Raw genomic sequence first — 23926 nt, 5'->3', positions numbered from 1 at the left:
TTTAAAACAAGGATGTTCCATCAAGTTTTTTCGTAATTTTATTGGCAGATAATAAGAGTATGAAAGCAATGATTGACTTCAGCAACCCTACTGCCGTTGCATAGGAGAATCGTGAATTTTGAATCCCAACATTGTACACGTAAATATCAATAACACTACTCGCACTTTCGTTCAATGCGTTACGTAGCACTAATATTTGGTCGAAGTTCGTATTTAATACGCCACCAACTGCTAAAATAAATAGAATTGTAATGGTTGGTCTAATTGCAGGTAGTGTCACATGCCAGATTCTACGGAAGCGATTCGCTCCATCGATTGTTGCTGCTTCATATAATTCGGTAGAAACACCAGCGATTGCCGCTAAATAAATGATGGCCGACCACCCTAACTCTTTCCATATATCGGAGATGACAACAATTCCCCAAAAATATTCTGGTTCTGCTAAAAAGTTTAGCCGCTCATTGGTAACCCCTAAGCCAATTAAAATATCATTAATGATACCAATATCTGCAAGCCAAGTTGTTAAAATACCTCCTAGTACAACCCAGGAAAGAAAATGCGGTAAATATGTAATCGTCTGAACCATTTTCTTAAATTTCAGCGATGTCAATTCATTTAATAATAATGCAAAAATAATAGGTAATGGAAACCCGATAATTAACTTGATTAAACTAATACCAAGTGTGTTTTTGATAACAATCCAAAAATAATCATCTTGCACAAATTCTTTAAAGTGCATTAAGCCAACCCATGGTGCCTCTGCAATGGTGCGAATCACACTATACTCTTTAAATGCAATAATTAATCCATACATTGGAAAATAGTTAAAAACAATCATCCACACGACACCAAGTAGCGCCATGATCTGTATTTGTTTCTGTGAAGCGATATCCTTCATTAACTTCTTAAATCTCGATCCTTTACTTGGGGTAATGACAAGCTCTCTATTCTCTACTTTCCCCTTCAACTAAAACACCTCCACGAATAAGGATAGCGCCAACCTTACTTTTATCTTAAGGAATTACCCGCAGGTATGTAAGCGCTATATTTTTGGAAAAGGGAGCAGAATTTTAGGCGTCTGTTCACTAGTAAACGAACTCCAGCATTTCCTCAAAAAAATGAGTTTTTTTCATAAAGGAATATGGTTGCAAATAAAAACCGAACTATAACTTGTTTCAAAACAAGATAGTTCGGTCACTTTATCAATTATAAAAATTTTATAGTTACCAGCGAAGTGTATTTCCGAAGCGGTATAGCTCCACTTACATTGTTCGGATTTACATCCATGCCAATTCATTTTGTCTAAGCCTTTATTAAAATTGATATTAAAGGGCTTATTAAGAAGATTCCATCTTGGATCAGTTGTAGGATATTAATGTGAGCGACTAAAACCTTTTAAGGGGAATAACAATTGGAAAGAAATAAACCTCAATTGTTAGTATTTAGATTCTACATTTCTTTTATATAGAAAACGAATGGGAAAATAACATAGCACTATCGTAATGAGCGTAACGATAGTAACGGAAAATGCGGTTGGCTCGCCAAATATAAAATGCCAAACATTAGCTAATGAAAAATACAATCCTAACGAATCTAAGAAACCAAATATAAATTGACTCGCAATAACACTTAATAGCAAACTAAATATAAATTTTGTTTTACTCATTATCTTCCTCCTCCACTTATTGTGGTGTATATGTTGAGCCTTCTTCCGAAGTTTCTATGTATGCAACCTCTTCTTCAGGAGTCAATAAACCCGTTGCTCGACCTATTGAACCATTTTCCAAATCCCAAATGGCATTATGATCTTTATCTGCTATAGAAAAATCCCCATTCTTCCACCTAATCAGAATTTCTCTGTATAATTCCTCATGTTCCAACTTCGCTTTATCTAGAGATGCTAGTAACCAATTAATTCGCTCAGGAGTCATTTGATAGAAACCGATCTTCACGTCTGCCTTCACTTTTTGGTGCGACATTTTATGAATATATTCTTGTACTTTTGCATCATTTAATCGCTCTGGTGAAATTTTGTCATGAAACGGATTCATTTCCGTGTACTCTTCTAATTCGCTTTCCACGAGTCCTTCCTCGACTTCAGCTACTATATTCATTACTGGTTCTGGTTTTTCTTGCTCTTTCACTACTCCTTTAATGTCTCTCCAAACAATAAATCCGAATACCAATGCTAGACATGCTGCCATTGCTGCTAATATCCAAAGAGTTTTCTTTTCCACACAAACCCTTCTAAAATGATAGCGGTTTCATTTAGATCAACTTTAACTTTTATTATAACAGAAGATTCGCAATTTAACAGAAGTATATAAAAATGGTGATCAATAAATAGATTTCTCTACTTATTGACCACCATATATAAGTCCTTCTATTATACTAGTACTTCATCAAAATATACAGCTTTACCAGTTCTTGCAGATTCATAGATTGCTTCCAAGATTTGTGTAACAACAAATGCTTGTTCTGGCTTTACTAAAGGCTCTGTATCATTGATAATACTTTCAATCCAAAGTCTTGCTTCTAGGTCTGCATCTGATTCCATTTTTCCATCATAGAATGCAACCCCACCAGCATCAAGTTCTGCTTTTTTCGTGTAAAGTTTACCAAATTCCTCGCCGTTAATGCGAAGACCATCTTTCATGTCAGCTCCAGCTTCTGTACCACTTAAAGATACTTTTGCTTCATCTACATCTAATGTGTTCAATGCCCAGCTAGATTCAAGAACGATAGTAGCTCCATTCTCCATTGTAATAAAGCCAAATGCTGAATCTTCCACTGTAAATTTCTCTGGATCCCACGGACCCCAAGCATTAGCAGCATTTTCTTTTGATCCTAGTTTATGATAAACATTTCCCATAACGGATTTTGGTTTATAGTTATTCATCATCCATAATGTTAAATCAAGTGCATGTGTACCGATATCGATAAGAGGGCCTCCACCTTGTTTTTCTTCATCAAGGAATACTCCCCAAGTTGGTACTGCACGGCGGCGAATTGCATGTGCTTTTGCAAAATAAACTTCTCCTAGATCACCGCGCTCACACAAATTATGTAGATGTAAGCTATCTGGTCTAAAACGGTTATTATATCCAATTGTCAGCTTCTTGCCTGTACGTTTTGCTGCTTCTACCATTTGTCGTGCTTCTTCTGAAGTTTTTGCCATCGGCTTTTCACACATTACGTGTTTTCCAGCTTCTAATGCAGCAATTGAGATTTCTGCATGAGAGCTATTAGGTGTTAGAACATGAACCACATCAATTGATGCATCTTCTAATAATTCCTTATAATTCTCGTAAACTTTAGCATCTGCTACTCCATACTGTGCAGCAGCTTTCTCGGCTCTGTCTACTTCAATATCACAAAATGCCACTAACTCTACTTGCTCCACTTTGGACAAGCTAGGTAAGTGCTTGCCATTCGCAATTCCGCCACAACCAACAATAGCAACTTTTAACTTTTCAGACATGTAAGCATCCCCTTTATTAAAATCTAACTTCGTTTATAATTTAAACGCTTTCAAACTTTTAGTCAATACAAACATTTTTTTATTTGTCAACTAATCTCTTAAATTACATGATTACTTTTTATTAGTAGTGGATTTCTTGTATTGACTTAGCGTCTATACAATTAGGTACTTATTCCTATTAAAATTACAGGAAACAAGTATATTTCCAAGGCTATTTATATTGAATAGGAAGAAGTATAATTGTTACCTTTTTGTAATATTTATGATAGAATCATGTATAGGTTTTTGTATTTTCTATATTAGGAGGGGATAATTACATAGTCGGATTTACTTTTTGCGGAATTTTTGCAGCTGGTAATAATCTTATAGGATCTTATTTACGTAAAGATGACATCCAATGCTAACACTTTCTATTGTTACAATGGAACTAGAACTTATTTTCTTCTTATATTTGCGTGTGTCGCTAATGTCATTTTTTTTTTATGTTTAGTAGATTCATAATATTCGTTTACTTTCCTGTAAAAAATTACGTTAAAAAGAAGCACCAGCTAACAAAAAGAAAGTTTGTATCGGCACATATCAGAATATTTGAATAGCTGGTACATATGATGTACGTAGGCCTTGCTACTTACAAATGAACATGGAATTTGGAGGGAATTTTGATGCAATGTGCAAATTGCGGTAATGAACAAGCAACTGGAAAATTTTGTGGGAAATGTGGAGCTGCGATGGAGGCTACTAGCCAACAAGTAAACACTACAAATGCTCCTCAAAATGAGTACACAGTAAACACACAACAAACGGTACAACCAGGTGAGCCAAATGTTCACGTGGAAAAAGTGAAGGAAACATCTAAGCAATACTGGTCATATTATTTAAGATATTTGAAAAATCCAACTGCTATTTTACAATCAGGTCATGAATTTATTAACGGCATTATTTCAATTGTTATTTTTGCCTTATTATCTAGTATTACGGTTTATACGTTAGTTGTACAAATCTTTAAAGCAACTATGGGTGGCTTTGCTGAACTCCTATTAGAAGATGTTAACTGGTTCTCAACTATTGCAAGTTCATTCTTCTTTACGTTATTATCGATGGCCATTGTGGTTGTATCTATGTTCCTAATTACTAAGTTTTTCGGACCAGACTTTTCATTTAAAACAATCATTACTCACTATGGTGCGTTACTAAATGGAGCAATCGTTGTTCTTGTTGCAGGATTGTTACTAATTTTAGTAAAAGCATTTGTGTTTGCAACTATCTTAATTATTGCAGCATCTGTAATTGCTACATTAGTTGTACCACTTTACTTAATGGGTAGATATTTAACTCAAAGAGCAACTACTATCGATCCATTCTACAGCTACATCTTATATATTGTAGTATTCTCTATCCTAACTGCAATCGTTGGCGGAATTATTATGGATTCTACAATTGGTGAATTGATCAACGAAATAAGCTTAGACTCTCTATAAGATAATAAACAGCACCTTTCCATTTGGAGGGGTGCTTTTATTTTATTCACAGTTGGTGTTTAACCTTTGGTCATGGCCTATATTTGATGAAACGAACTGCAAATCTGCCTTAATCTTAGACCTCTCTACCGTTTCCTGCTAGTTCTTTGAATAAAGTGTCATGATAACGTTCATCAAGACAGATTAAGCGAAAAGTTACTGCTTATCTGTCGTGACAATACTTATCGAGACAAGTGTGAGCAAATATTCAAGGATGAAACGTCGTGATAGTAAGTAACAAGACTGGTTTAAGCTTATATCCACGGGGGAATTGTAGTGATAGCACTGCTCAAGACAGGTTCTAGCTTAAATCCATCGTGATAACTGCTCTCAAGACAAGTTCAAGCTTATACTCACAGGTAAAACGTCGTGATAGCACTGCTCATGACAGGTTCAAGCTTATACACACTGGTAAAACGTCGTGACAGCACGGCTCATGACAGGTTCAAGCTTATACACACTGGTAAAACGTCGTGACAGCACGGCTCATGACAGGTTCAAGCTTAAATCCAGGCATAATCTGTCGTGATACTTCTTCTCTAGACAGGTATTAGCTTTAATCCACGCATTATCCGTCGTGATAACTGCTCTCAAGACATGTCCTCGCATTAATCTAAGCATGAACCGTCGTGATAACCGCTCTCAAGACGAGTCCTAGCTTTAATCCATGTATAATCCGTCGTGATAGCACGGCTCATGACAGATTTACCCCCAGACCCAGAGGCGAATCATCGTGATAACTGCTCTCAAGTCTCTTATAACAGCACACACAAAAAAGCTCCTTGGGCAAAACTAGGTTTATCCAAGGAGCTTTTTACTTATAATCCTAAATGTTCTTTTAGACGGTTTTGTACTTTCGTGCGTTCTTCATCTGATACGATATAGTACCAAATATTTTGTTTGCCGTTGTGAATCATTTTTCCAGTACCAGCAATTTGTAATTGTTCGATGTTGTGACGAGCATCCGCGTAGTTTTTCTGAATATCTAGCATTTCGTCAAAGCTAATATTCGTTTCTACGTTTTTACTGATTGCTTTTAATATCTCATCATATTTCCATAGTGCTGAAATGTTGGCACCTTTATTAATGACTCCTTGAATGATTTGACGTTGTCTTAATTGTCTTCCGAAATCACCACGTGAATCTTGTTTACGCATTCTTGCATAACTTAAAGCGTCTGCACCATTCAAATCTATTTTTCCTTTAGGGAAGGTTGTCCCCCCTGCAGAAAATTCCAAGTCATTATTTACAGTTACTCCACCGACAGAATCGACGATGTCCTTAAAGCCTTCCATGTTCATTTTAATATAATAATCAATTGGAATATCGAGGAAACGTTCCACTGTATTCATGGACATTTCCACACCACCAAAGGCATAAGCATGGTTGATTTTATCCTCTGTACCACGACCTACGAGCGTCACGCGTGTGTCACGAGGGATACTTAACATTTCCATAGATTTTTTATCCGGATTCACCGTCATTACAATCATCGTATCGGAACGTCCGCGATCACCAGGACGCTCGTCCACTCCAAGTAAAAGAACAGAAAATGGTTCTCTTTTTGTAAGTTGTAAATCTGTTGGCCTTTTTACTTCTGGTGTTCTTTCAATTGGTTTATGAACCGTTGATACAGCTTTATTAATATTATGATAAATTGAATATCCATAAGCGGTTATTGCAGCTAATATGACAACTAATATGATGAGAAAAATTTTTAACCCTTTTCTCTTTTTTTTGGGTGTATGTCTTTGTGTAGTTTCCATCGTTTTGTCCCTTCTCCATTTGTAATTCATAATAGTAGACGTTCATTATCGACAAAAAGTTTCATTTTTCCAAGTAGGTAATAATTGTAAATATCTTTAGTCACATCATCTATTATCGCACTCCCCTTCTGCCTAATCAATAACAAAATTGTTACGTTTATGGTGTACAGCTACTCTTGATTCGACAATTTCCTCTTGGATGAATATTCATGTCCGAATAATCTTTTTGTGAAAAGAATATGATGAATTATTAGTGTGTTGGGGGGATGTACGTGTTTGCATATTATCGTTACAAGAAAACGACCCTTATATTTGTGCTTGTTCTTATCATTAGTATTTTCTTTTGTTTTATGATTATTTCTTTCATAACATGCAAACCTACGGATGAAGTCAAAAAAGTTGTAACGGAATTTTACACGTTAGAGCAGCAAGGGATGTATTCCTCTTCCTGGATGCTTTTCCACCCTATTATGCAAGAGAAATTTAAAAAGCCACACTATATCCAAGACCGTGCTCATGTGTTTATGAACCATTTTGGTGTGGAAACTTTTTCTTTTACAATAGAAGAACCAGAAAAATTAGAGACGTGGAGAATAACAAGTGACTCTCCAACATTTGAAGATGTATATAAGGTAAAAGTGACACAGACATACGAAAGTAAATATGGAAACTTGCAAATATTACAGGACGTGATTGTCATACAGGAAGAGGACCAGTGGAAAATTGCTTGGGACTATCAGTTTCATCATAAGGAATAATTCCGATAACTTTGCTCCATACCATAATTTCAATAAAGAGAATTGTTAAAAGATGTCGAACTTTTTATTTGAATTTTGTTGTACTTTGTATGGAATTTTATGTTAAAGTATTGGTTGTAAAGTAATATTTCCATAACCGAATAAAAACCTTTCGAAAAAAGTAATATACAGGGCGCGTGGTATTTTGGAAGGATTGTGTTAGTGCGCACCTTCCAGTTACATCCTCCTGATTTGCAACATGCGTGCCCATACTAGCTACTTACTATAAGTCAGCCATTATACAATACTTTATCTCTATCAAATATCTTCCATTCTTAGGTATTTAGTCTAGATTTGGATAGATACTTTTTTATATGGAGTTAAATAAAGGTTTATCATAAAAGAAATTTGGTTAAATGGATAATAAGTGTTAAGGAGGAGCAAATGGAACTACTTACAGATGAGGATCTACTTTTGTCGTATGAAAAAGCAAAAGCGTTAGATGACATTGATCAAGTTTTTATTACGCTCTTAGAAGAGGAAATTGACAAAAGAGGGCTATTACTACCGCAAGCGGTAACTGATTAATTTTTTTGTAGATTCAATTCAAACGTTTCAATAAACATCTGAAAATAATTCATTCCCTCACTCACTTTCATTACAATAATGAACTCTCCGGGGAGGGCTACCTTTGCAAAACCTGGATGAAACAAAATTATTTATGAGGGAAATTTATCGTCTACTTGATGACTTTCAAAGATCCCCACTAAATATGCGAGTTGATATCATGAAAGACATACAGGTTTTATTAAATGCAGTTAAAAAAATTACGTATGAAAAATAGGAAATTTCCCTCGTTTTTCATATACTTTTCAAATGATAAAACATTACTACAGACCATAATTTATAACAGCAGCCTTTTTACCTATGTAAGACTGCTGTTTTTTTTGGTTTTTTTTTTTGCATTCGTTCCATACTTGAAAGACAATAAAGTTTTTTCGACATTTTTACGGAGGTACCTGTCACTTGTCGGAAAGTTGTGATATATTTTGTTTAGATTGTTTCCGCATGTTTTTACTTTAAGTAAAGTGGAGGTTTTTTACAATGAAGCTTACAAGCGAAGAGATTGAAATATTAACGATATTAGAGGAAAGTCATAAAGTATCTGCAGAAGATATCGCGAAAATGATTAACTCCACCAGTGAGAAGGTTGAAAATACGATTAAAAAGTTAGAAGAAGAAAATATTATCGTTAGTTATCCTGCCTTGATTAATTGGGATAAAGTCCAAGGAAAAGATACGATTGTCGCTATGATTGAAGTAAAGGTGACGCCGAAGCGTGGTGTTGGTTTTGACGAAGTTGCAGAACGCATCTACCGCTTCCCCGAGGTGACTTCCCTTTATTTAATGTCAGGAACATTTGATTTATCGATCACAATCGAAGGTAGAACAATGCAGGAAATTGCTACATTCGTTTCCAATAAACTATCTACTATTGAAAATGTTGTTTCTACTACGACACATTTTATGTTGAAAAAATATAAGCATGATGGGGTTATTTTGGATGGAAATGAAGATACTGACCGTAGAATGGTGGTATCACCGTGAAAGATTATGATTCCTATTTATCCGATACAGCTAAGCAAATCCAACCATCTGGGATTCGAAAGTTCTTTGATTTAGCCGCAAGTATGAAAGGGGTTATATCCTTAGGGGTTGGGGAACCTGATTTTGTCACACCATGGTCTGCAAGAGAAGCAACCATCGCATCTCTAGAGGCGGGCTTTACTTCCTATACTGCAAATCCTGGTCTACTGGAATTGCGCCAAGAAATAGCTTCTTATTTAAACAGTCGATTTTCGGTTACGTATAACCCTGAAGATCAGATCATTGTTACAGTAGGAGCTAGTCAAGCTTTGGACCTTGCCTTTCGTGCCTTATTAAATGAAGGCGATGAAGTGTTAATTGTTGAGCCAGCCTTTGTTTCTTATTCGGCACTCGTTACGATTGCTGGTGGGACACCTGTTCCTTTAGCAACTTCTGCAGAGAATGGATTCAAGGTAACCGCAGCACAAATTGAAGAAGCGATAACAGACAAAACAAAAGCGATTTTACTATGTTCACCTAACAATCCTACAGGGACATACTTAAATAAAGACGACCTTCGTGAAATCTCCGAAGTGATTATAAATCATGATTTAATTACCATTTCGGATGAAATTTACGCAGAATTAACATATGATGAACGCTATACTAGCATAGCTTCTATCGATGGAATGTATGAAAGAACGATATTAATAAATGGATTTTCCAAAGGTTTTGCGATGACAGGTTGGCGACTAGGCTTTGTAACGGCACCTACTGAATTTGCAAAGGTAATGTTAAAAATCCATCAATATACTACTATGTGTGCTCCACATATGTTACAGCACGGCGCGATTGAAGCATTACGTGATTTAGATAATGTGGAAATTATGAAAAATAGTTATCGTAGAAGAAGGAATTACTTCGTCCAATCACTAAATAATATTGGGTTGGATTGCCATACTCCTGGCGGCTCTTTCTATGTATTTCCTTCCGTTCGAAAAACAGGACTCACCTCAGAACAATTCGCTGAGCAATTACTAAAGCAGGAAAAGGTAGCAGTTGTTCCTGGTTCCGCATTTGGTGAAAGCGGTGAAGGTTTTGTTCGATGTTCCTATGCAACGTCCTTAGAACAATTACAAGAAGCAATAAAAAGAATGGCTAGATTCATAGCCTCTTTAGAAAAATAACGCATAAGCGCCAAACTATTAATGGATAGTTTGGCGCTTTTAATAGAAATGATCTGTTAAAGTTCATTGTTGTTAACAACTTAGTTGATTGTAGCGGATGTACACGAGACTCCTGCGGGAACAGCACGAGCCGAAGATCCACTTGGCAAAGCGGTTTTCTTTGCCAAGTTAGCTGAGGCCGTGCCCGCGGAAAGCGAGTGTACAGGAGCGAAAATCAACAACAGAGTTTAACAGAGCTAATAGAAAAAGATAAGTGGTGCTCAGCATTGTGTTGAGAATCTTTTTTAGTTGAGGTAATAATAGGTGTAAGACATTCTGAAGCTATCTTTAATTATTTTTAGTAAAATAGCAGTATTAAGACTTTTTAAACAGTAGAATTACTTCTTTGAGGTGTACATATGAAAACAGAAAGTAGCGTTCTTATTAAAGAGGATAATAGTTTTTTAGATGGGGTGCGAGCCTGTATCCCAACCTTACTTGGTTACTTAAGCATTGGATTTGCGGCTGGTGTGGTCGGAAAAACAGCTGGGTTAAGTGTAGCGGAAATTGGTTTAATGAGTTTGCTCATTTATGCAGGTTCTGCTCAGTTCATTGCAGCAGGAATGATAGCTGTAAATGCCTCTGCAGCTGCGATTATATTTACGATTTTCTTTGTAAATCTGCGACACCTACTCCTCAGTGCTGCGCTATCGCCATACTTGCGTCATCTCTCTCCGTTAAAAAATACACTCATTGGTTCTTTATTAACGGATGAAACATTTGGTGTTGCAATGAATGAAGCGACAAGCAAAAAAATATTAAGCGAGAAATGGATGCATGGACTAAATGTAGCAGCTTACATAAACTGGTTTCTTGCCACGATAGCTGGGGCCTATTTTGGAGAATGGATCCAAGACCCAGAACAATTTGGCTTAGATTTTGCCTTGCCATCTATGTTTATTGGTCTGCTTATTTTACAAATGTTCGCGCGCAAAAAATGGTTACTAGATATCATCGTTGCCCTTAGCGGCGTTGTCATTGCTGTGGGTGTGAGCCTTGTGACATCCACTAGTATAGGTGTAATCGTAGCTATTATCGGGGCTGCAACCATTGGAATGGCGGTGGAGAAATGGAAGTAAATCCTTATATTCTGCTCATCATTATCGGATCGGCATTCGTAACCGTAGTACCAAGGGTGCTCCCTCTCGTCGCTCTTAGCCGCATAAATTTACCGGAATGGAGCATGCGCTGGCTCAGCCATGTTCCAGTCGCCGTTATGGCTGCACTTGTAGGACAAGAATTACTTTTAGCTGACGGAGATTTTTCTATTCATCAAAATCTCGATCTATTCGCTGCACTACCAACATTTGCTGTTGCCATTTTAACCCGGAGTTTGCTAGCAACTGTTTTAGTAGGAATTATATCAATGATGTTACTTCGGTTGTTATTTTAATATAGTGTATGTAGAAAGTGGTCACGCTGGATTATTGCGTGACCGCTTTTTTGTTTTTTCGATATGGGTGGGCATGATGGAGGTGCATGCGTTACCTCTTCACTCTGTTTTTGATTGGAGGGGGAACGATGGGCGCTCAGTGTTACCTCCTTCATCTATTTTGGCTTCGACCGGGAACGATGAACGCGCTTGCGTGACCACCTACTCCTGTTTTTACTTCGACCGGGAACGATAGACGGCCCAGCGTTATCTCCTTCATCTATTTTGGCTTCGACCGGGAACGATGAACGCGCTTGCGTGACCACCTACTCCTGTTTTTACTTCGACCGGGAACGATAGACGGTCCAGCGTTACCTCCTACTCAATTTTTAACTTCAGGCAGGTGAGTAGAAACAAAATTATAAATAATCCTACCCAAAAGTATGGTATGTCAAAATCAGGTTTACTTGTATTGTTTTCCTATTTCTTGAGCACAATAACCATATATACTTTGTTGGAGGTTCATGTGGATGATTAAATTAGAAAATTCTGTGCTCGAAGGGAAAAGGGCGACCTTTGGAGACGTGCGTAACCTATTTTTATCACATGGGTGTAGCTTTTGCAGTAATTTTGAATATGATCAGGGCAAGTTCGATGCATTGTTATGGCGTGAAAACGGCGAGTCTATTTACTTAAGAATCCCATTTGATGTGATTGAAGGTGAGTTAGATCGTTCTGATGCGTATATTCAATTTGGTACACCATACTTGATCAAGCATGTTGTAAATCTCGGTCTCGATTATGATGAGAATTCCTTGCTGAGTGCATCGGGATTTAACCAATTCCAAAAGCCAATTGACAAAGACGGACATATTCGAGATAAAAGTAAGTGGGAACAAATGGGCGAAGAAACAATTGAACAAGTTCTTGGCTCTGTGCAAGATTTACTTACGTCCTAAAAAAGTAAAAGAACTTCCTTTTAATTGGGAAGTTCTTTGCTTTTTTATCGATATAATGCATCTGTTTCTCTTTCACGTAGCCAAACTTGCATAAACCCTGGGTCCCGGTTGTCCCATATATAATATGGAATGAAGGTGTACGATTCATCTCCTGCAGAAGTCGTCGTTAAGGTAATAGCACCATCCAGTAAATCTTTCTGGTATTTTACTTGAAATTGCGTATCTGAGGACAGTTCTATGTTTCCATATTGTAAGTGGTGATTATCAACCTCTTCCAAGCAATATACAATAGGTCCACGCTGGATAGCAATATGACCGATGTTCGCTTGTACAAGTGGGTGGGCACGCACGACTTTGACTGGCATGTCTAACAGCAGCTCGATGATATCCCCTTTTTCCCATACACGTCTCAAATTAAGGTAACCTTTTTCATAAGAGAGAATATCAGTTTTAGCTCCATTCACTAAAACTTGATAACTTTTACACCAGCTAGGAATTCGTAATTTTACAGAAAACTCATCCGTAACATCTGGAGTAATTACCAATCCAACTTTTCCGTTCCAAGGATACTCTGTTTTTTGCTCAATCTGCACTACATTATTTTCTCGAACTACTACTTCACTCGTTCCATTTACATATAAATTGACTGCTAATCCATCATTCGATTTAGCATATATGTAGTTTCCAATGGAAGGGATGAAGCGAGCTAAATTTGTCGGACAGCATGAAACATTGTACCAGGATTTACGGTGATGCCCACCATTTGATGCAAGTGGATTTACGTAAAAAAATTTGTCGCCAGAATGAGAAAGTCCTGATAGCACTCCATTATACATCGCACGTTCAATGACATCGGCATATTTAGCATCACCAAATAATAAATTCATGCGTTGATTCCACAATACCATCCCAATTGCCGCACACGTCTCGCAATATGCGGATTCATTAGGCAAGTCATAATCCTCGGTAAAACCTTCATTTTGATGAGTTGGTCCAATACCACCTGTAATATACATATTTTTATGGACAACATTCTCCCAAACGGAAAGCAGCGCTGGAAGATACGAATCACTATTTTTGGCACGAGCAACATCTGCCATAGCAGTGTATAAATACATTGCGCGAACTGCATGACCTTTTACTGTTTTAATTTCCTTTACTGGTACATCATCCTGACAGTAAGCAGGTCCCCAGTCTTCTTTTTCCCAAATCATTCCTACACCATGTCCATGGCCACGTTCTTCCAAAAGCCATTCTGATAAGTGCAGATAACGCTCTTCCCCAGTAATGCGGTATAGTTTCAGAAGCGCCAGCTCAATCTCCTCATGTCCTTCCACCCAATGTCGTTTTCCAGGACCGAAGATAGAATCATAATGATCAGCTAGCTTACAAGCAACATCCAAAAGTTTTCTCTTCCCAGTTGCTTCATAATATGCAACCGCAGCTTCCATTAAATGACCACCGCAGTACATTTCGTGTTTCTCCATGTCTGTCCATTTTTTATCTGGTGCTTCCAGTGTAAAATATGTGCACAAATACCCGTCCTCTTCCTGAGCAGCAGCAATCCAGTCGACAATACGATCTATTTTTTCTTCTAAAGCCGGATCAGGGGTTGTCATTAATGAATAGGCAGCACCTTCGATTACTTTGTACACGTCCGAGTCATCGAAATAGATGCCTTCAAACTTCCCTTCCATTAAACCTGCAGCCTTGGCAAAGTTGGCAATTCTCCCCGTTGTTTCACATTTTTCAAAACAAGCTTTTAATGTAACATTCTGTAGAACTTCCATACGTGGTCTCCAAAACGTATCAGCAATATTCACCTTGGTAAATGGAACTTGCTCCCAATTTGCTAGCTTCGTTTGTTGCATCGCAAACAGCTCTCCTTTTTAATGCTTTTGATAAACCGGATTTATGGTTAAACCTTCGCCTATAAGACATTTCAAAGACAGTTCGATGCTGAAATGTCTATTAGGACCTCTCCATCGGACATTTCGTTTCAGGTTGAACACGCATATGTCGATTAGACTTACACTTTTATTTCTCCATGATTTTTTTCTAAAATTGCTGCGGATTCCACTAGCATCATTCCGCTTAAATATGTCGATAATTGTGTTTGTTCTTTTGGCTGCTCCCATGAAGTGCCAATTAGTTGGTCTGCCTGAATTGCTGCTTTCATTTGTTCTGCATTATATAGTAGTAGTGATTTTACTTTTTCATCTTGATATTGTTGATAGTAAAGAGTTAAATAGCGTACGAGAATACCTTTAAATAAGCCTGCATCATCTCCACCTTCATCTTGTAGCAAACCTTGAGCGTTCACTAGTTGATTGAGTGTAGCAGTCACTGTTTTTCTCGCATCTTCCAAATACTTTTCTTCACTTGTGATAGAATGTAGCTCGATTGCCGCTCCAATAAAAACACCTTGGCAATACGTGAATTTCCAATCCTTATCTATTTCTCCATCCCCGAGGCGATTAATACCGTCATACACAAAGCCTGTTTCCGAGTTAACGAGCATTTTTTTGTTAAACTCATATATTTTCTGCGCCCACTTTAAGTCGGTTTCATCATGGAAATTCCGGTATAAACGTGCCGCTAATATTGCTGCGGGTGCATTTGCCGGTGTATTTTTATAATCTAGCTGCGTTTTTCGCCATGCCATGCCGCCACCCATATGATCATTCCACGCCGTCTTAATATCCGTCCACAATGTGAACACTTTATTTTTAAAATAATCTGCTTTCGTTTGTTCATACATTCGAAGTAATGCGAGCGCCATCCATTCCATATCATCGTAATAATCATTGATTAGACTGTCATCGTTGTAACGCTTCACACTCTCTATTAAAATAATAATCTTTTCTACATAGTCTTCTTTTTGTGTACGTATATATCCATCTATCAGTACATCAACTGTATGGGCATACCACCAATAGTTAAAAGGTTGTGAGTTTTTATCAAAAGGAAGATCACTAGCACTGTTAAAAATTTGCTTTTCTTGATTCCAAAATTGATCCATTAATTGAGCTTGTAATTTGTCCGCATATGAATCCCACATCGTATTCATCTCCTTTACCGCTTTATGTATTAGGGGCTTTTTGTACACCTACACTCGGTGTTCTATTTTTTATTGTTGGCCAACCATCCACCCATTCCATCTTGTCCATCATCATCGGTCTTCTTGTTGCATTACTCGTTAATGTCGGATTGGCAATATCTATTGCATGATAAAACATCCAGTCGTCCCCAGCATCATCCTGAATAACCGAAATATGACCCGGACCGACAAATTGCTTTCCATCCTCTGGTAAGATATGTCCACGAAGAATCGTTGCACTACTAAAAGTATCGATTAAATTTTTCCCGTTCGCATCGACATAGGGGCCTTCTATCGATTCTGAGCGACCTACAATTACTTGATAACTGCTATTTGCACCATCACAACAGGAACCTGGTGATCCAAATAGATAGTAACAATTGTCACGCTTAATTAAGTAGGGTGCTTCTACACCTTCCCTAGTTAACTGAATAAATTCCCCATCTAAACTTAGTGCGTCTTCTTTCATTTTTGCGATAAATAGCCCATCAGTTAGTCCACCGGAAACTAAATATGGGACCCCATCATCGATAAATAATTGCGGGTCAATAATTCCTAACCCCACTTCATAAGCAGTGAAGATTTTTCCGACATCCTCAAACGGGCCTTCAGGAGAATTGGAAACGGCAACACCGACTCCAACATTCGGATCACCCCATTGCGCTAACGTATAATAAAGATGATATTTGCCGTTATAAAATTGAACATCTGGAGCCCATACAAAATTATTAGATGATATCCATCTTGGTTTTGATGTAAATGCATCCCCAATATACTCCCAATGAACAAGGTCCGTTGATTTTACAATCGGTACAACCTTTGCGGCTTGTCCCCTTTCCCAAGCATCTTCGGTACCATAAGCATAATATGTCCCATCCTCTGCTTTCATGACTGCTGGATCTGCTAAGACTGGCTCAAATACAGGGTTTTGATATGTCCCTGGTTCAAGGCTATCCTCTTCTTCCTCTTTTATATCTTTCTGTTCATCTTCTTGATTATCCACTTCGATAATGTCCTCATCGGCAAACTTAGTTGTTTCCTTAGAGCTGTTAAAGGATAGAACAATTATCAAGACTGCTACAACAACGATTACAAATGCACCTGTAAATAGAAACAAGACCTGCCTATTTTTCCAAAACATTCAAACCCCTCTCCTTCCGGTGCAAAAAACGGGTGGTACGGATACCACCCGAAAAACATTTTATGTCAGCATATCTCGTAAAAGTGGCATGTAGAGACCACCTTGTACCGTTCTATTTTTGAAATGCATAAAGCTTCCTGTTTTTGTATCATACCAATCAGAAAACGCGACGCGAGAATCGCTTTTTTGTAAAAATTGATGGATTGGTTGAATGAGAGCTTCAAAGTCCTCTTTATTGTCTGCAAGTGATGCACACCATAAAATCCAATCACTTTTCGTGTAATCTTTTCGACTATCCAGCGGTGTTCCAAACTCATTGGTCACCTTAACATACCATTTTATCTCTCTAGCAATCATTTCTTTCGAGAATAGTTCAGTGCCAAGCAATACATCCCAAACAAGGTTATACTTCAAGCTCCAACCATCTTCATTATCAAATGTAAGCCTTGTTCTTCCTTCAGTTTCTGCATCTGTTTCCCACTTCTTCGCCATTTTCCGCGCTTGTTGAAGATACAGCTTAGCTTCCCCTTCTCTTCCAAGCTCTTTCAAAATATAGGCATAAGATGCGATTCCGACTATTGCTTTAGCTGATAAGTTAACATTATGGCTTAAGTGACCAGCGAAGTCATCTGTACATAATTGTTCACCAGGATCTTGACCATATTTAAGCAAGTAACTCACCCATTTTTCAAGTAACCCAATGTTTTCAGCAGCAAAACTCGCATCTTTTTCAAGCTTTGTTACTGCTGCTGCCATAATCAGCATGTTTCCACATTCCTCAACAGGCATTTGGTTTCGTAGTCCATATGGGTTTTGCTCTTTACGATATTGATAAAACATTGGTGGTACATCACCATGACCTAGACCAGTACCGTTTCCTTCTTTATGGTCTAATCCATATACTTGCCCTGTTGCATAAGGATAGCGTCCGACATCATGTGGAGCAAAGTCATATGGCCAAACTGGTAAACTAGCAAACTTAAAGATTGGACGCATCATTCCTTTTACAAGCTCAGGATTATACATTAAATACAACGGAATGGATGGATAACTTACATCGACTGTACCAATACATCCATTAGAATCACATTCCTTTGAAAGGAAGATGACTTCATCATTTTCATCCAGAATGAGCTTATGTGCTGCAATTGTTTGACGATATGCTAAAGAAGCAATTAATTGGTATGCTTCTCCGCCTCTTTCAAACGCTTGCTCAGCTAGTTGTTGGTCAAACACATAACATTTTTCTAAAATTTGTCCATGTTCTGCAATGGAATCTTCTAATACATCAAATATTGTGCGACCATCCTTCGCCCAGTAAGCTTTCGTTGGTTGACCAAAATACATGATGGACACGACATCATCATATGCCACGGACAGAAACGCATGCTTCCCTGTTCCATTAACTGTTCCAAAACGCAGGCTTGATTTTATAAAAGCATCATGATCATCCGTTGCTTGCACATATTCGGAATATACAACATCGTTTTGCTCAGATGCGACGTATAGATAACCCCAATCGATATCGATATGATCTCCTGAATGACCAAGCGGTGTTTGTTTCGACTTGCCCATCCACGCATATGGAGTAATGCTTTCTCTTTCGGTTGCACCAAACATCTTTTCACGAGTTTGTGCATCATGACAAATTCTTTCGTCAAATTCAAAATTTACTTCAACATCATGTTCCGCACCGTCTTTTGAACTTACGGATACATCTATATATGTCACTGGACGAGAAACAAGTTCTAAATCATACAAGATCAATGGTGAAGTAAATACTACTTCTAACGAAACGACAGGATGCTCAAATTGATAAATAGTTTGAGTAGGAGTGATGTTAAGTCCAACTTGCTCTAATGTTTTCTCCTCACCGGTACCCAAAAAGCGATAAACTTCGCCATCAATTGTAATGTTTCCGCGAATCGGCTTCTTCGCCCCCGTCCAACTCTCTGTTTCTGTGTCATACAAGTGATCTGCAGGTGACCAGATTGAAAAATAAGGGTCATTCGTTATCAAAGGGACTGAAGGAACACGTGTCATTTTTCCCATTATGAATCTTCCTTTCTCCATCAATATTATGTACTTTTTAGTACACTAAACTAAAAGGATATTTCACACGTATTATATCACCACAAATAATTTATAGATATAACCGCTTACATTTGACATAAATTCGTCATACCATTTACTTATTTGTATACTATTGATACTATTAATCTATACTTTATGTAGATTCGTATACTATTTTGTACAGGAGGATCATGATGCAAATTCCATTTAATAAAGAAAACCTCCCTATATTAGAAGCGCTCGCAAGTGAAACACGCATGAACATCATTGAATTACTTGCGAGCAATGACATGAATATTAAACAATTAAGTGAAGCACTAGGAATTACAAGTTCGATTGTCGCTCGCCATGTACGCCAATTAGAAGAAGCGAAGGTAATTAAAACAAAGCACATCCCAGGAAAATCAGGATTACAAAAAGTGTCTACACTTGCTATCGAAAATATCAATATTATTTTTCCAAAAAAAGTATTTCCGGATTATTTAGTAAAAGAAGTGTCTCTACCAGTGGGCATGTATACCGATTTTGAAGCACACCCAACATGCGGTCTTGCGACGGCCCATTCTGTCATTGGGCTAGATGAGCCTAAGGTGTTTATGGATTCCCGACGCATGGATGCAAGTATTATTTGGCTTTCAAAAGGGTTCGTCGAATACCGGATTCCTAATCCTTTAACAGAGAACCAACAATTAGCCCTATTGGAGTTATCAATGGAGCTTTCCTCTGAATTTCCATACTCTAATAATAATTGGCCATCCGACATTTCTTTCGCCATTAATGGTAAAGATATTGGAACTTGGACTTGTCCTGGAAACTTTTCAGATACACGAGGAAAATTCACACCAGGGTGGTGGAGCGATAATTCGAGTCAATATGGTTTACTGAAAACTCTCCGGATTACTCCATATAACGTCGCCATCGACGGAGATATTATTTCAGATGAATCTATCTATACATTACATTTTGACGAAGAAATTATAAAACTGCGCATTGAAATAAAAGAAGATGCTACACATGTTGGCGGATTTACGATATTCGGTAAGGGCTTTGGAAACTGGGATCAAAATATCGAATGGAAATTTTACTATACAGAGAAAAAATGAAAAGAGTATCTCTATCCGTCATGAGCACGGTTAGAAATACTCTTTATTTTGTATGGCTCTGTTAAAGTTTATTGTTGTTAACAATTTAGTTGATTGTAGCGGATGTACACGAGACTCCTGCGGGAACAGCACGAGCCGAAGATCCACTTGGCAAAGCGGTGTTTTCTTTGCCAAGTTAGCTGAGGCCGTGCCCGCGGAAAGCGAGTGTGTACAGGAGCGAAAATCAACAACAGAGTTTAACTGAGCTTTTTGTATAAAAAATAGGTGACTAACAAATACTACCAATAATAAAAAGAACGGCTTTACAAAATGGCAGCTTACTTTTATACAGTTGTACTAGTCCGTTCTATCCATTCATCAAGATAAAAGGACTCATGAGATGATATTATTAATAACTTCAATTTTAATTTTCAATATCCTTGCATATTTTAATCATGATAAATTAACCCTCAACCAAATGGTTCATATATGGTGTTTTACAATTGCATTCCAATTGGCCTTTGACACCATCATAATTGAAAAATATGAGGGATATTGGTATTTCACAAAAGATATTGAGTGGAAATCTATACCAGCTTATTTATGTTTAATTCCACCAGTCAATATTATGTTTTTAAATTGGTTTCCATTTAACACTTCATGGCATCATCAGCTGCGTTATTATGCGATGTGGGTCGTAATTTTAGTATTCTACGAAGGATTGACACTAGTACCAGAACCTTTTGGCTTTTTTACATATGGGTGGTGGAGTGCCTGGACAACGATCATTGTAAATCCGATACTTTTATTTATCCTTGTCGCATACTATAAATTTATCGTTAAAGTAGAAGCGAAACTATAATCACTCACTAACTAAAGGTTCCAATTGCTTTTTCAATTCATCTATCAATTCCTGCAATGTGATATTGTCGGAATAACATTTATCATATGCCTTCTCCATCACCTGTATGAGGAGGGATTGATTCGTCTCTAAATCCTTGATTTTAACCAACTCCTTATCCATTCATAATAATATTGTGTAATCTAAAATGATGTAAGTTTCTAATTTTTGAGTAATACGGGATTACGAATTCAACCCGGTACCAAATTTGTGAGATTGTGGGCATGTAAAGCTCTGTAGTAAATCCAAACTTTTTTAGTTAGGATTTCGTAACAATTGTTTTGTTACCACTCTCTTCTGTTTCTCAAGTAGCACGGATCAGTGAACACGGCCTGTGTTATTTTTCCGTTTTTACGTTATTACGAGAAGGTGGGGAGGTTTACTGGTTGCTGCTTATGTCCACTACACTTTTTTTCAGGTACTGCAATCGCCATATTGTATGACAAACGCCCTGTTTCGGTTACTATGGTAAAAAAGGAATAGTTTGTCATATTCCATTATATACATTGAGAAAAATATGTAAAACAAAATCTACCAAAATGTGCTACTATTCTATTAATTTAAACAAGAGAATTCGATAGAAATAGAGATTTGCAGTAGTGAAAATTGTTGTTTGGTGCGTTTGGAAGTTAGGATGAAGTGTGTGTGAAGATGTTGTATGTGAATAATTGATTAGGATGATGTGAAACGGTGCACATGTTGTTGAAAATAAAAAACAACCACTAAAGCTGCTACCCCAAAAGGTTGAATCTTTCAGGGTACAGACTTAAGTTATTGTTTATTTTTCAAGGAAGTTAACAATTTCCTTCACTTTTTCTTCTGTTAATTCACCAGAATTATCAAAAACGAGAATATCAGATTCCGGAATATCCCAGGCTACTTCAGGGATCGCTAGACTTTGTTCATATTCGTCCCAATTATCAATTTTCCATTGGTCACGGTCCATTGCTCCGCGCTCAATAATGCGTTGTTTTTGTAATTCAGTATCCGTTAATGTAACGAATAGAATTTTAACCGTAACATCTTCACGAGTAAGGCCGAATTGGGCTAGCTTTTGGTCTAACCAATCTGCTGTTTCGATTTCCTTTGTATATGGTCCGATTAACATCGAATCTAAACCTAGAGTAGCGTTTTCCATCGCAATATCCATTGTGACATCATATTCAATATCGCGGCAATGCTCTTTATAATATTTTGAATCGCGATCACTCGGATCATGACCTGTCGCTTTCAAAAAGTTCTCACTAAACTTACCTCCGACTGTGTCCTTGTCCAAATAAACAGCAGGAATATACTTATGAACATGCTTCGAAACCGTTGTTTTACCAGTTCCAGCAACTCCACTAACAAAAATCACCTTTGGCATTGAACATTTCCCCTTCATATATTGTGGATTTCCTTCTAGCTTTTTGGAAAGTTCCCACTATTTCCTATATACATTTTCCTTTCACTTACTATAACATCATCGATAGGTTCACTCAAGTGTTAAAAGAGAGCGATTACGTCTCTGCACAAGGGGGCAATTCACCCATTTTTAATAAAAAAGCATTTGATTAGTTATCTTCAGGATTTATCCAACTCCCAGGTACGCCTTCCATTCTCGTCACATTTAACATCCCTCCATGCTCTTTAAAAATATGGTAGATCCCTGGCTGCACTTTCGTCCTTTTATCCACCCTTCGTTTGGCGTCATTTGCTGTGTAGTAACCATTTAGTACTTTGTTTACTTTATACGTTTGCGGCAGTCTCCCTGTTGCTAGCTTCCTTTTTACCATCTTGATAAAATCTGTCCAAGTCACCCCTCTTGATCCTGCTCGTAATAATTGTGGACAATTTTTCTTGCTCCAATGATGGTGCTGGACGACATTTCCAATTGGAATGCCGTGTTTATTCATTAATATTGCTACTAGATGGACTGCGTTCTTAACAGCCTTAATAAAATTCCCATCAGGATGAACACAGATTTCGATAGCGATGGATTCGCGATTGCCTTTTCCACGACCATCACCGGCATGCCAGCACCTAACCTCATCAGGGAAGGACTGAATGATTTGCTCATCATCCACCTGATAATGCCACGTTGCTGAATAGCCTCGAGATTGGAGATTCGCATGTGCCTGCGCATCCGCTCCCAGTGAAAAATTTCCTGTTTCATGAATGGTAATAAAACGACAAGGATTCCCACCACCATACGTATTCAAACGACTTAAAACGAACTGCTGTTTAATCAACATATAAAAATTTCCCTCCCTACCTCTTAGATAGAAAGAAGTCGTCCGAAAGGATACCTTGGTGCCTTTGTGTCGGTGCCTGGCACCGACACACTTCGGGTACAATTCAGAATAGTGTCAGAGTTGTGCGGGTGCCAGGCACCACCTTTTGGTATACTGAAAGAATGAGGAGGGGAATGCATGTCCAATAATAGATCGCAAAGAAGAGTAATTTTAGACTTAGCAGTTACGTTAGATGGGTTTATTGAAGGTGAGAATGGTGAAATTGATTGGTGCATTATGGACGCTGAGATGGAGTTTGATAAATTCCTGAATCAGATTGATACTATTTTTTATGGCAGAAAAAGCTATGAGCAATGGGGACAATATTCTCCTAGTAGTGATGCTTCGGAAGAGGAAATAGCCATGTGGGATAGTGTTCACAGCAAAGAAAAGTATGTATTTTCTCGAACTCAAAGAAGTGATAATGATAACGCAATTTTTATTCATGATCATATTGTGGAAGAAGTAAATAAAATAAAAAACAAGCCAGGAAAAGACATATGGTTATATGGCGGAGCAAGTCTTATCGAAACCTTCATCCAGTTAGGACTTGTAGATGAATACCGGTTATCGGTTCACCCTGTAATTTTAGGAGAAGGAAAACCATTATTCACCGGAATAAGAGATAGAATAAACGTAAAACTAAAAGAAACAAAACCGTACTCATCCGGAGTTGTACAACTAATATACAGTGCCTGGCACTAACACAAA

24 protein-coding genes are annotated in these 23926 nt (G+C 37.7%); 12 read left to right on the top strand and 12 right to left on the bottom strand.

Annotated features, from left to right (window positions below):
- Nucleotide 1 precedes the first annotated feature (1 nt).
- The 4 genes from ACFPM4_RS16575 to ACFPM4_RS16560 form a co-directional block, all read right to left on the bottom strand.
- Nucleotides 2-934 carry an ABC transporter permease gene (locus ACFPM4_RS16575; protein ID WP_382354319.1) on the bottom strand — a complete coding sequence of 311 codons (933 nt, stop codon included), beginning with the start codon at nucleotides 932-934 and terminating at the stop codon, nucleotides 2-4.
- 501 nt (nucleotides 935-1435) lie between these two features.
- Nucleotides 1436-1666, bottom strand: a complete 231-nt coding sequence (locus ACFPM4_RS16570; protein WP_382354183.1) for a hypothetical protein — start codon at nucleotides 1664-1666, stop codon at nucleotides 1436-1438.
- A gap of 16 nt (nucleotides 1667-1682) precedes the next feature.
- Nucleotides 1683-2237: a DUF6241 domain-containing protein gene (locus ACFPM4_RS16565; protein ID WP_382354181.1), complete on the bottom strand. Its 555-nt coding sequence runs from the start codon at nucleotides 2235-2237 to the stop codon at nucleotides 1683-1685.
- Nucleotides 2238-2386: 149 nt separating this feature from the next.
- A complete protein-coding gene (locus ACFPM4_RS16560) occupies nucleotides 2387-3481 on the bottom strand; it encodes a Gfo/Idh/MocA family protein (protein ID WP_144926229.1) in 1095 nt (364 codons plus the stop codon).
- Between the two features lie 662 nt (nucleotides 3482-4143).
- Here ACFPM4_RS16560 and ACFPM4_RS16555 point away from each other — a divergent pair.
- Nucleotides 4144-4959, top strand: a complete 816-nt coding sequence (locus ACFPM4_RS16555) for a hypothetical protein (RefSeq protein WP_382354177.1) — start codon at nucleotides 4144-4146, stop codon at nucleotides 4957-4959.
- Nucleotides 4960-5816: 857 nt separating this feature from the next.
- Here ACFPM4_RS16555 and tagU read toward each other — a convergent pair.
- The gene (tagU, locus tag ACFPM4_RS16550; RefSeq protein ID WP_144926223.1) at nucleotides 5817-6764 is read right to left on the bottom strand and encodes a polyisoprenyl-teichoic acid--peptidoglycan teichoic acid transferase TagU; all 948 of its coding nucleotides are present in this window, start codon (nucleotides 6762-6764) and stop codon (nucleotides 5817-5819) included.
- A gap of 272 nt (nucleotides 6765-7036) precedes the next feature.
- Between tagU and ACFPM4_RS16545 the strand changes: the two genes are divergently transcribed.
- The 8 genes from ACFPM4_RS16545 (at nucleotide 7037) to ACFPM4_RS16510 (ending at nucleotide 12645) form a co-directional block, all read left to right on the top strand.
- Complete coding sequence (locus ACFPM4_RS16545) at nucleotides 7037-7522, top strand: hypothetical protein (protein ID WP_382354174.1); 486 nt, start codon at nucleotides 7037-7039, stop codon at nucleotides 7520-7522.
- A 423-nt stretch (nucleotides 7523-7945) separates the two neighbouring features.
- On the top strand, nucleotides 7946-8089 hold the full coding sequence (sda, locus tag ACFPM4_RS16540) for a sporulation histidine kinase inhibitor Sda (RefSeq protein WP_382354171.1): 144 nt from the start codon (nucleotides 7946-7948) through the stop codon (nucleotides 8087-8089).
- A 103-nt stretch (nucleotides 8090-8192) separates the two neighbouring features.
- The gene (locus tag ACFPM4_RS16535) at nucleotides 8193-8345 is read left to right on the top strand and encodes a hypothetical protein (protein WP_186324817.1); all 153 of its coding nucleotides are present in this window, start codon (nucleotides 8193-8195) and stop codon (nucleotides 8343-8345) included.
- Between the two features lie 260 nt (nucleotides 8346-8605).
- Entirely contained in the window at nucleotides 8606-9109 is a 504-nt protein-coding gene (locus ACFPM4_RS16530) for an Lrp/AsnC family transcriptional regulator (RefSeq protein WP_144926214.1), read from the top strand.
- A complete protein-coding gene (locus ACFPM4_RS16525; protein WP_144926211.1) occupies nucleotides 9106-10275 on the top strand; it encodes an aminotransferase in 1170 nt (389 codons plus the stop codon). The genes ACFPM4_RS16530 and ACFPM4_RS16525 overlap by 4 nt, the downstream gene beginning before the upstream one ends.
- 398 nt (nucleotides 10276-10673) lie before the next feature.
- Nucleotides 10674-11393: an AzlC family ABC transporter permease gene (locus ACFPM4_RS16520; protein ID WP_144926208.1), complete on the top strand. Its 720-nt coding sequence runs from the start codon at nucleotides 10674-10676 to the stop codon at nucleotides 11391-11393.
- Nucleotides 11384-11707 (top strand): AzlD domain-containing protein, encoded by a 324-nt coding sequence (locus tag ACFPM4_RS16515; protein ID WP_144926205.1) that lies wholly within the window; start codon nucleotides 11384-11386, stop codon nucleotides 11705-11707. The genes ACFPM4_RS16520 and ACFPM4_RS16515 overlap by 10 nt, the downstream gene beginning before the upstream one ends.
- 509 nt (nucleotides 11708-12216) lie before the next feature.
- A complete protein-coding gene (locus ACFPM4_RS16510) occupies nucleotides 12217-12645 on the top strand; it encodes a YugN family protein (RefSeq protein ID WP_382354164.1) in 429 nt (142 codons plus the stop codon).
- Nucleotides 12646-12689: 44 nt separating this feature from the next.
- Here ACFPM4_RS16510 and ACFPM4_RS16505 read toward each other — a convergent pair whose 3' ends face one another.
- The 4 genes from ACFPM4_RS16505 to ACFPM4_RS16490 all read right to left on the bottom strand — a co-directional run bounded on the left by ACFPM4_RS16505 (nucleotide 12690) and on the right by ACFPM4_RS16490 (nucleotide 18938).
- Complete coding sequence (locus ACFPM4_RS16505) at nucleotides 12690-14516, bottom strand: glycoside hydrolase family 127 protein (protein WP_382354161.1); 1827 nt, start codon at nucleotides 14514-14516, stop codon at nucleotides 12690-12692.
- Nucleotides 14517-14674: 158 nt separating this feature from the next.
- Complete coding sequence (locus ACFPM4_RS16500) at nucleotides 14675-15706, bottom strand: glycoside hydrolase family 76 protein (protein ID WP_382354158.1); 1032 nt, start codon at nucleotides 15704-15706, stop codon at nucleotides 14675-14677.
- A 22-nt stretch (nucleotides 15707-15728) separates the two neighbouring features.
- Nucleotides 15729-16886, bottom strand: a complete 1158-nt coding sequence (locus tag ACFPM4_RS16495) for a family 43 glycosylhydrolase (protein WP_382354155.1) — start codon at nucleotides 16884-16886, stop codon at nucleotides 15729-15731.
- A gap of 60 nt (nucleotides 16887-16946) precedes the next feature.
- Nucleotides 16947-18938 (bottom strand): glutaminase domain-containing protein, encoded by a 1992-nt coding sequence (locus tag ACFPM4_RS16490; protein ID WP_382354152.1) that lies wholly within the window; start codon nucleotides 18936-18938, stop codon nucleotides 16947-16949.
- Nucleotides 18939-19153: 215 nt separating this feature from the next.
- Here ACFPM4_RS16490 and ACFPM4_RS16485 point away from each other — a divergent pair, with 215 nt between their 5' ends.
- Together ACFPM4_RS16485 and ACFPM4_RS16480 are read left to right on the top strand one after the other, a co-directional pair.
- Nucleotides 19154-20062, top strand: coding sequence for an ArsR/SmtB family transcription factor (locus tag ACFPM4_RS16485; protein WP_382354149.1), 909 nt, complete (start codon nucleotides 19154-19156; stop codon nucleotides 20060-20062).
- 379 nt (nucleotides 20063-20441) lie between these two features.
- A complete protein-coding gene (locus ACFPM4_RS16480) occupies nucleotides 20442-20903 on the top strand; it encodes a hypothetical protein (protein ID WP_382354146.1) in 462 nt (153 codons plus the stop codon).
- Here the strand turns inward: ACFPM4_RS16480 and ACFPM4_RS16475 are convergent, their stop codons facing one another.
- From ACFPM4_RS16475 to ACFPM4_RS16465, 3 genes are all read right to left on the bottom strand, one after another.
- Entirely contained in the window at nucleotides 20904-21065 is a 162-nt protein-coding gene (locus ACFPM4_RS16475) for a hypothetical protein (protein WP_186324879.1), read from the bottom strand.
- A 655-nt stretch (nucleotides 21066-21720) separates the two neighbouring features.
- Nucleotides 21721-22308 (bottom strand): P-loop nucleotide/nucleoside kinase family protein, encoded by a 588-nt coding sequence (locus tag ACFPM4_RS16470; RefSeq protein WP_382354143.1) that lies wholly within the window; start codon nucleotides 22306-22308, stop codon nucleotides 21721-21723.
- Nucleotides 22309-22495: 187 nt separating this feature from the next.
- Nucleotides 22496-23176 (bottom strand): peptidoglycan recognition protein family protein, encoded by a 681-nt coding sequence (locus ACFPM4_RS16465; protein ID WP_382354141.1) that lies wholly within the window; start codon nucleotides 23174-23176, stop codon nucleotides 22496-22498.
- A 177-nt stretch (nucleotides 23177-23353) separates the two neighbouring features.
- On the opposite strand from ACFPM4_RS16465, the gene ACFPM4_RS16460 reads away from it, so the two are divergent.
- Nucleotides 23354-23920, top strand: a complete 567-nt coding sequence (locus ACFPM4_RS16460) for a dihydrofolate reductase family protein (RefSeq protein ID WP_382354138.1) — start codon at nucleotides 23354-23356, stop codon at nucleotides 23918-23920.
- Nucleotides 23921-23926 lie beyond the last annotated feature (6 nt).

Source organism: Lederbergia graminis, assembly GCF_042655485.1.
GTDB classification, from domain to species: Bacteria; Bacillota; Bacilli; order Bacillales; family Bacillaceae_C; genus Lederbergia; species Lederbergia graminis.
Note: the sequence above shows the minus strand (reverse complement) of the source record. Positions and strands in the feature narration are given on the sequence as shown.

Coding starts and splice junctions, on each gene's coding strand:
- ACFPM4_RS16460 (WP_382354138.1), top strand. CDS start 23,354: ATGTCCAATAATAGATCGCAAAGAAGAGTAATTTTAGACTTAGCAGTT.
- ACFPM4_RS16515 (WP_144926205.1), top strand. CDS start 11,384: ATGGAAGTAAATCCTTATATTCTGCTCATCATTATCGGATCGGCATTC.
- ACFPM4_RS16510 (WP_382354164.1), top strand. CDS start 12,217: ATGATTAAATTAGAAAATTCTGTGCTCGAAGGGAAAAGGGCGACCTTT.
- ACFPM4_RS16485 (WP_382354149.1), top strand. CDS start 19,154: ATGCAAATTCCATTTAATAAAGAAAACCTCCCTATATTAGAAGCGCTC.
- tagU (WP_144926223.1), bottom strand. CDS start 6,764: ATGGAAACTACACAAAGACATACACCCAAAAAAAAGAGAAAAGGGTTA.
- ACFPM4_RS16495 (WP_382354155.1), bottom strand. CDS start 16,886: ATGTTTTGGAAAAATAGGCAGGTCTTGTTTCTATTTACAGGTGCATTT.
- ACFPM4_RS16490 (WP_382354152.1), bottom strand. CDS start 18,938: ATGGGAAAAATGACACGTGTTCCTTCAGTCCCTTTGATAACGAATGAC.
- sda (WP_382354171.1), top strand. CDS start 7,946: ATGGAACTACTTACAGATGAGGATCTACTTTTGTCGTATGAAAAAGCA.
- ACFPM4_RS16500 (WP_382354158.1), bottom strand. CDS start 15,706: ATGTGGGATTCATATGCGGACAAATTACAAGCTCAATTAATGGATCAA.
- ACFPM4_RS16560 (WP_144926229.1), bottom strand. CDS start 3,481: ATGTCTGAAAAGTTAAAAGTTGCTATTGTTGGTTGTGGCGGAATTGCG.
- ACFPM4_RS16470 (WP_382354143.1), bottom strand. CDS start 22,308: ATGCCAAAGGTGATTTTTGTTAGTGGAGTTGCTGGAACTGGTAAAACA.
- ACFPM4_RS16465 (WP_382354141.1), bottom strand. CDS start 23,176: ATGTTGATTAAACAGCAGTTCGTTTTAAGTCGTTTGAATACGTATGGT.
- ACFPM4_RS16570 (WP_382354183.1), bottom strand. CDS start 1,666: ATGAGTAAAACAAAATTTATATTTAGTTTGCTATTAAGTGTTATTGCG.
- ACFPM4_RS16475 (WP_186324879.1), bottom strand. CDS start 21,065: ATGGATAAGGAGTTGGTTAAAATCAAGGATTTAGAGACGAATCAATCC.
- ACFPM4_RS16505 (WP_382354161.1), bottom strand. CDS start 14,516: ATGCAACAAACGAAGCTAGCAAATTGGGAGCAAGTTCCATTTACCAAG.
- ACFPM4_RS16480 (WP_382354146.1), top strand. CDS start 20,442: ATGATATTATTAATAACTTCAATTTTAATTTTCAATATCCTTGCATAT.
- ACFPM4_RS16520 (WP_144926208.1), top strand. CDS start 10,674: ATGAAAACAGAAAGTAGCGTTCTTATTAAAGAGGATAATAGTTTTTTA.
- ACFPM4_RS16555 (WP_382354177.1), top strand. CDS start 4,144: ATGCAATGTGCAAATTGCGGTAATGAACAAGCAACTGGAAAATTTTGT.
- ACFPM4_RS16530 (WP_144926214.1), top strand. CDS start 8,606: ATGAAGCTTACAAGCGAAGAGATTGAAATATTAACGATATTAGAGGAA.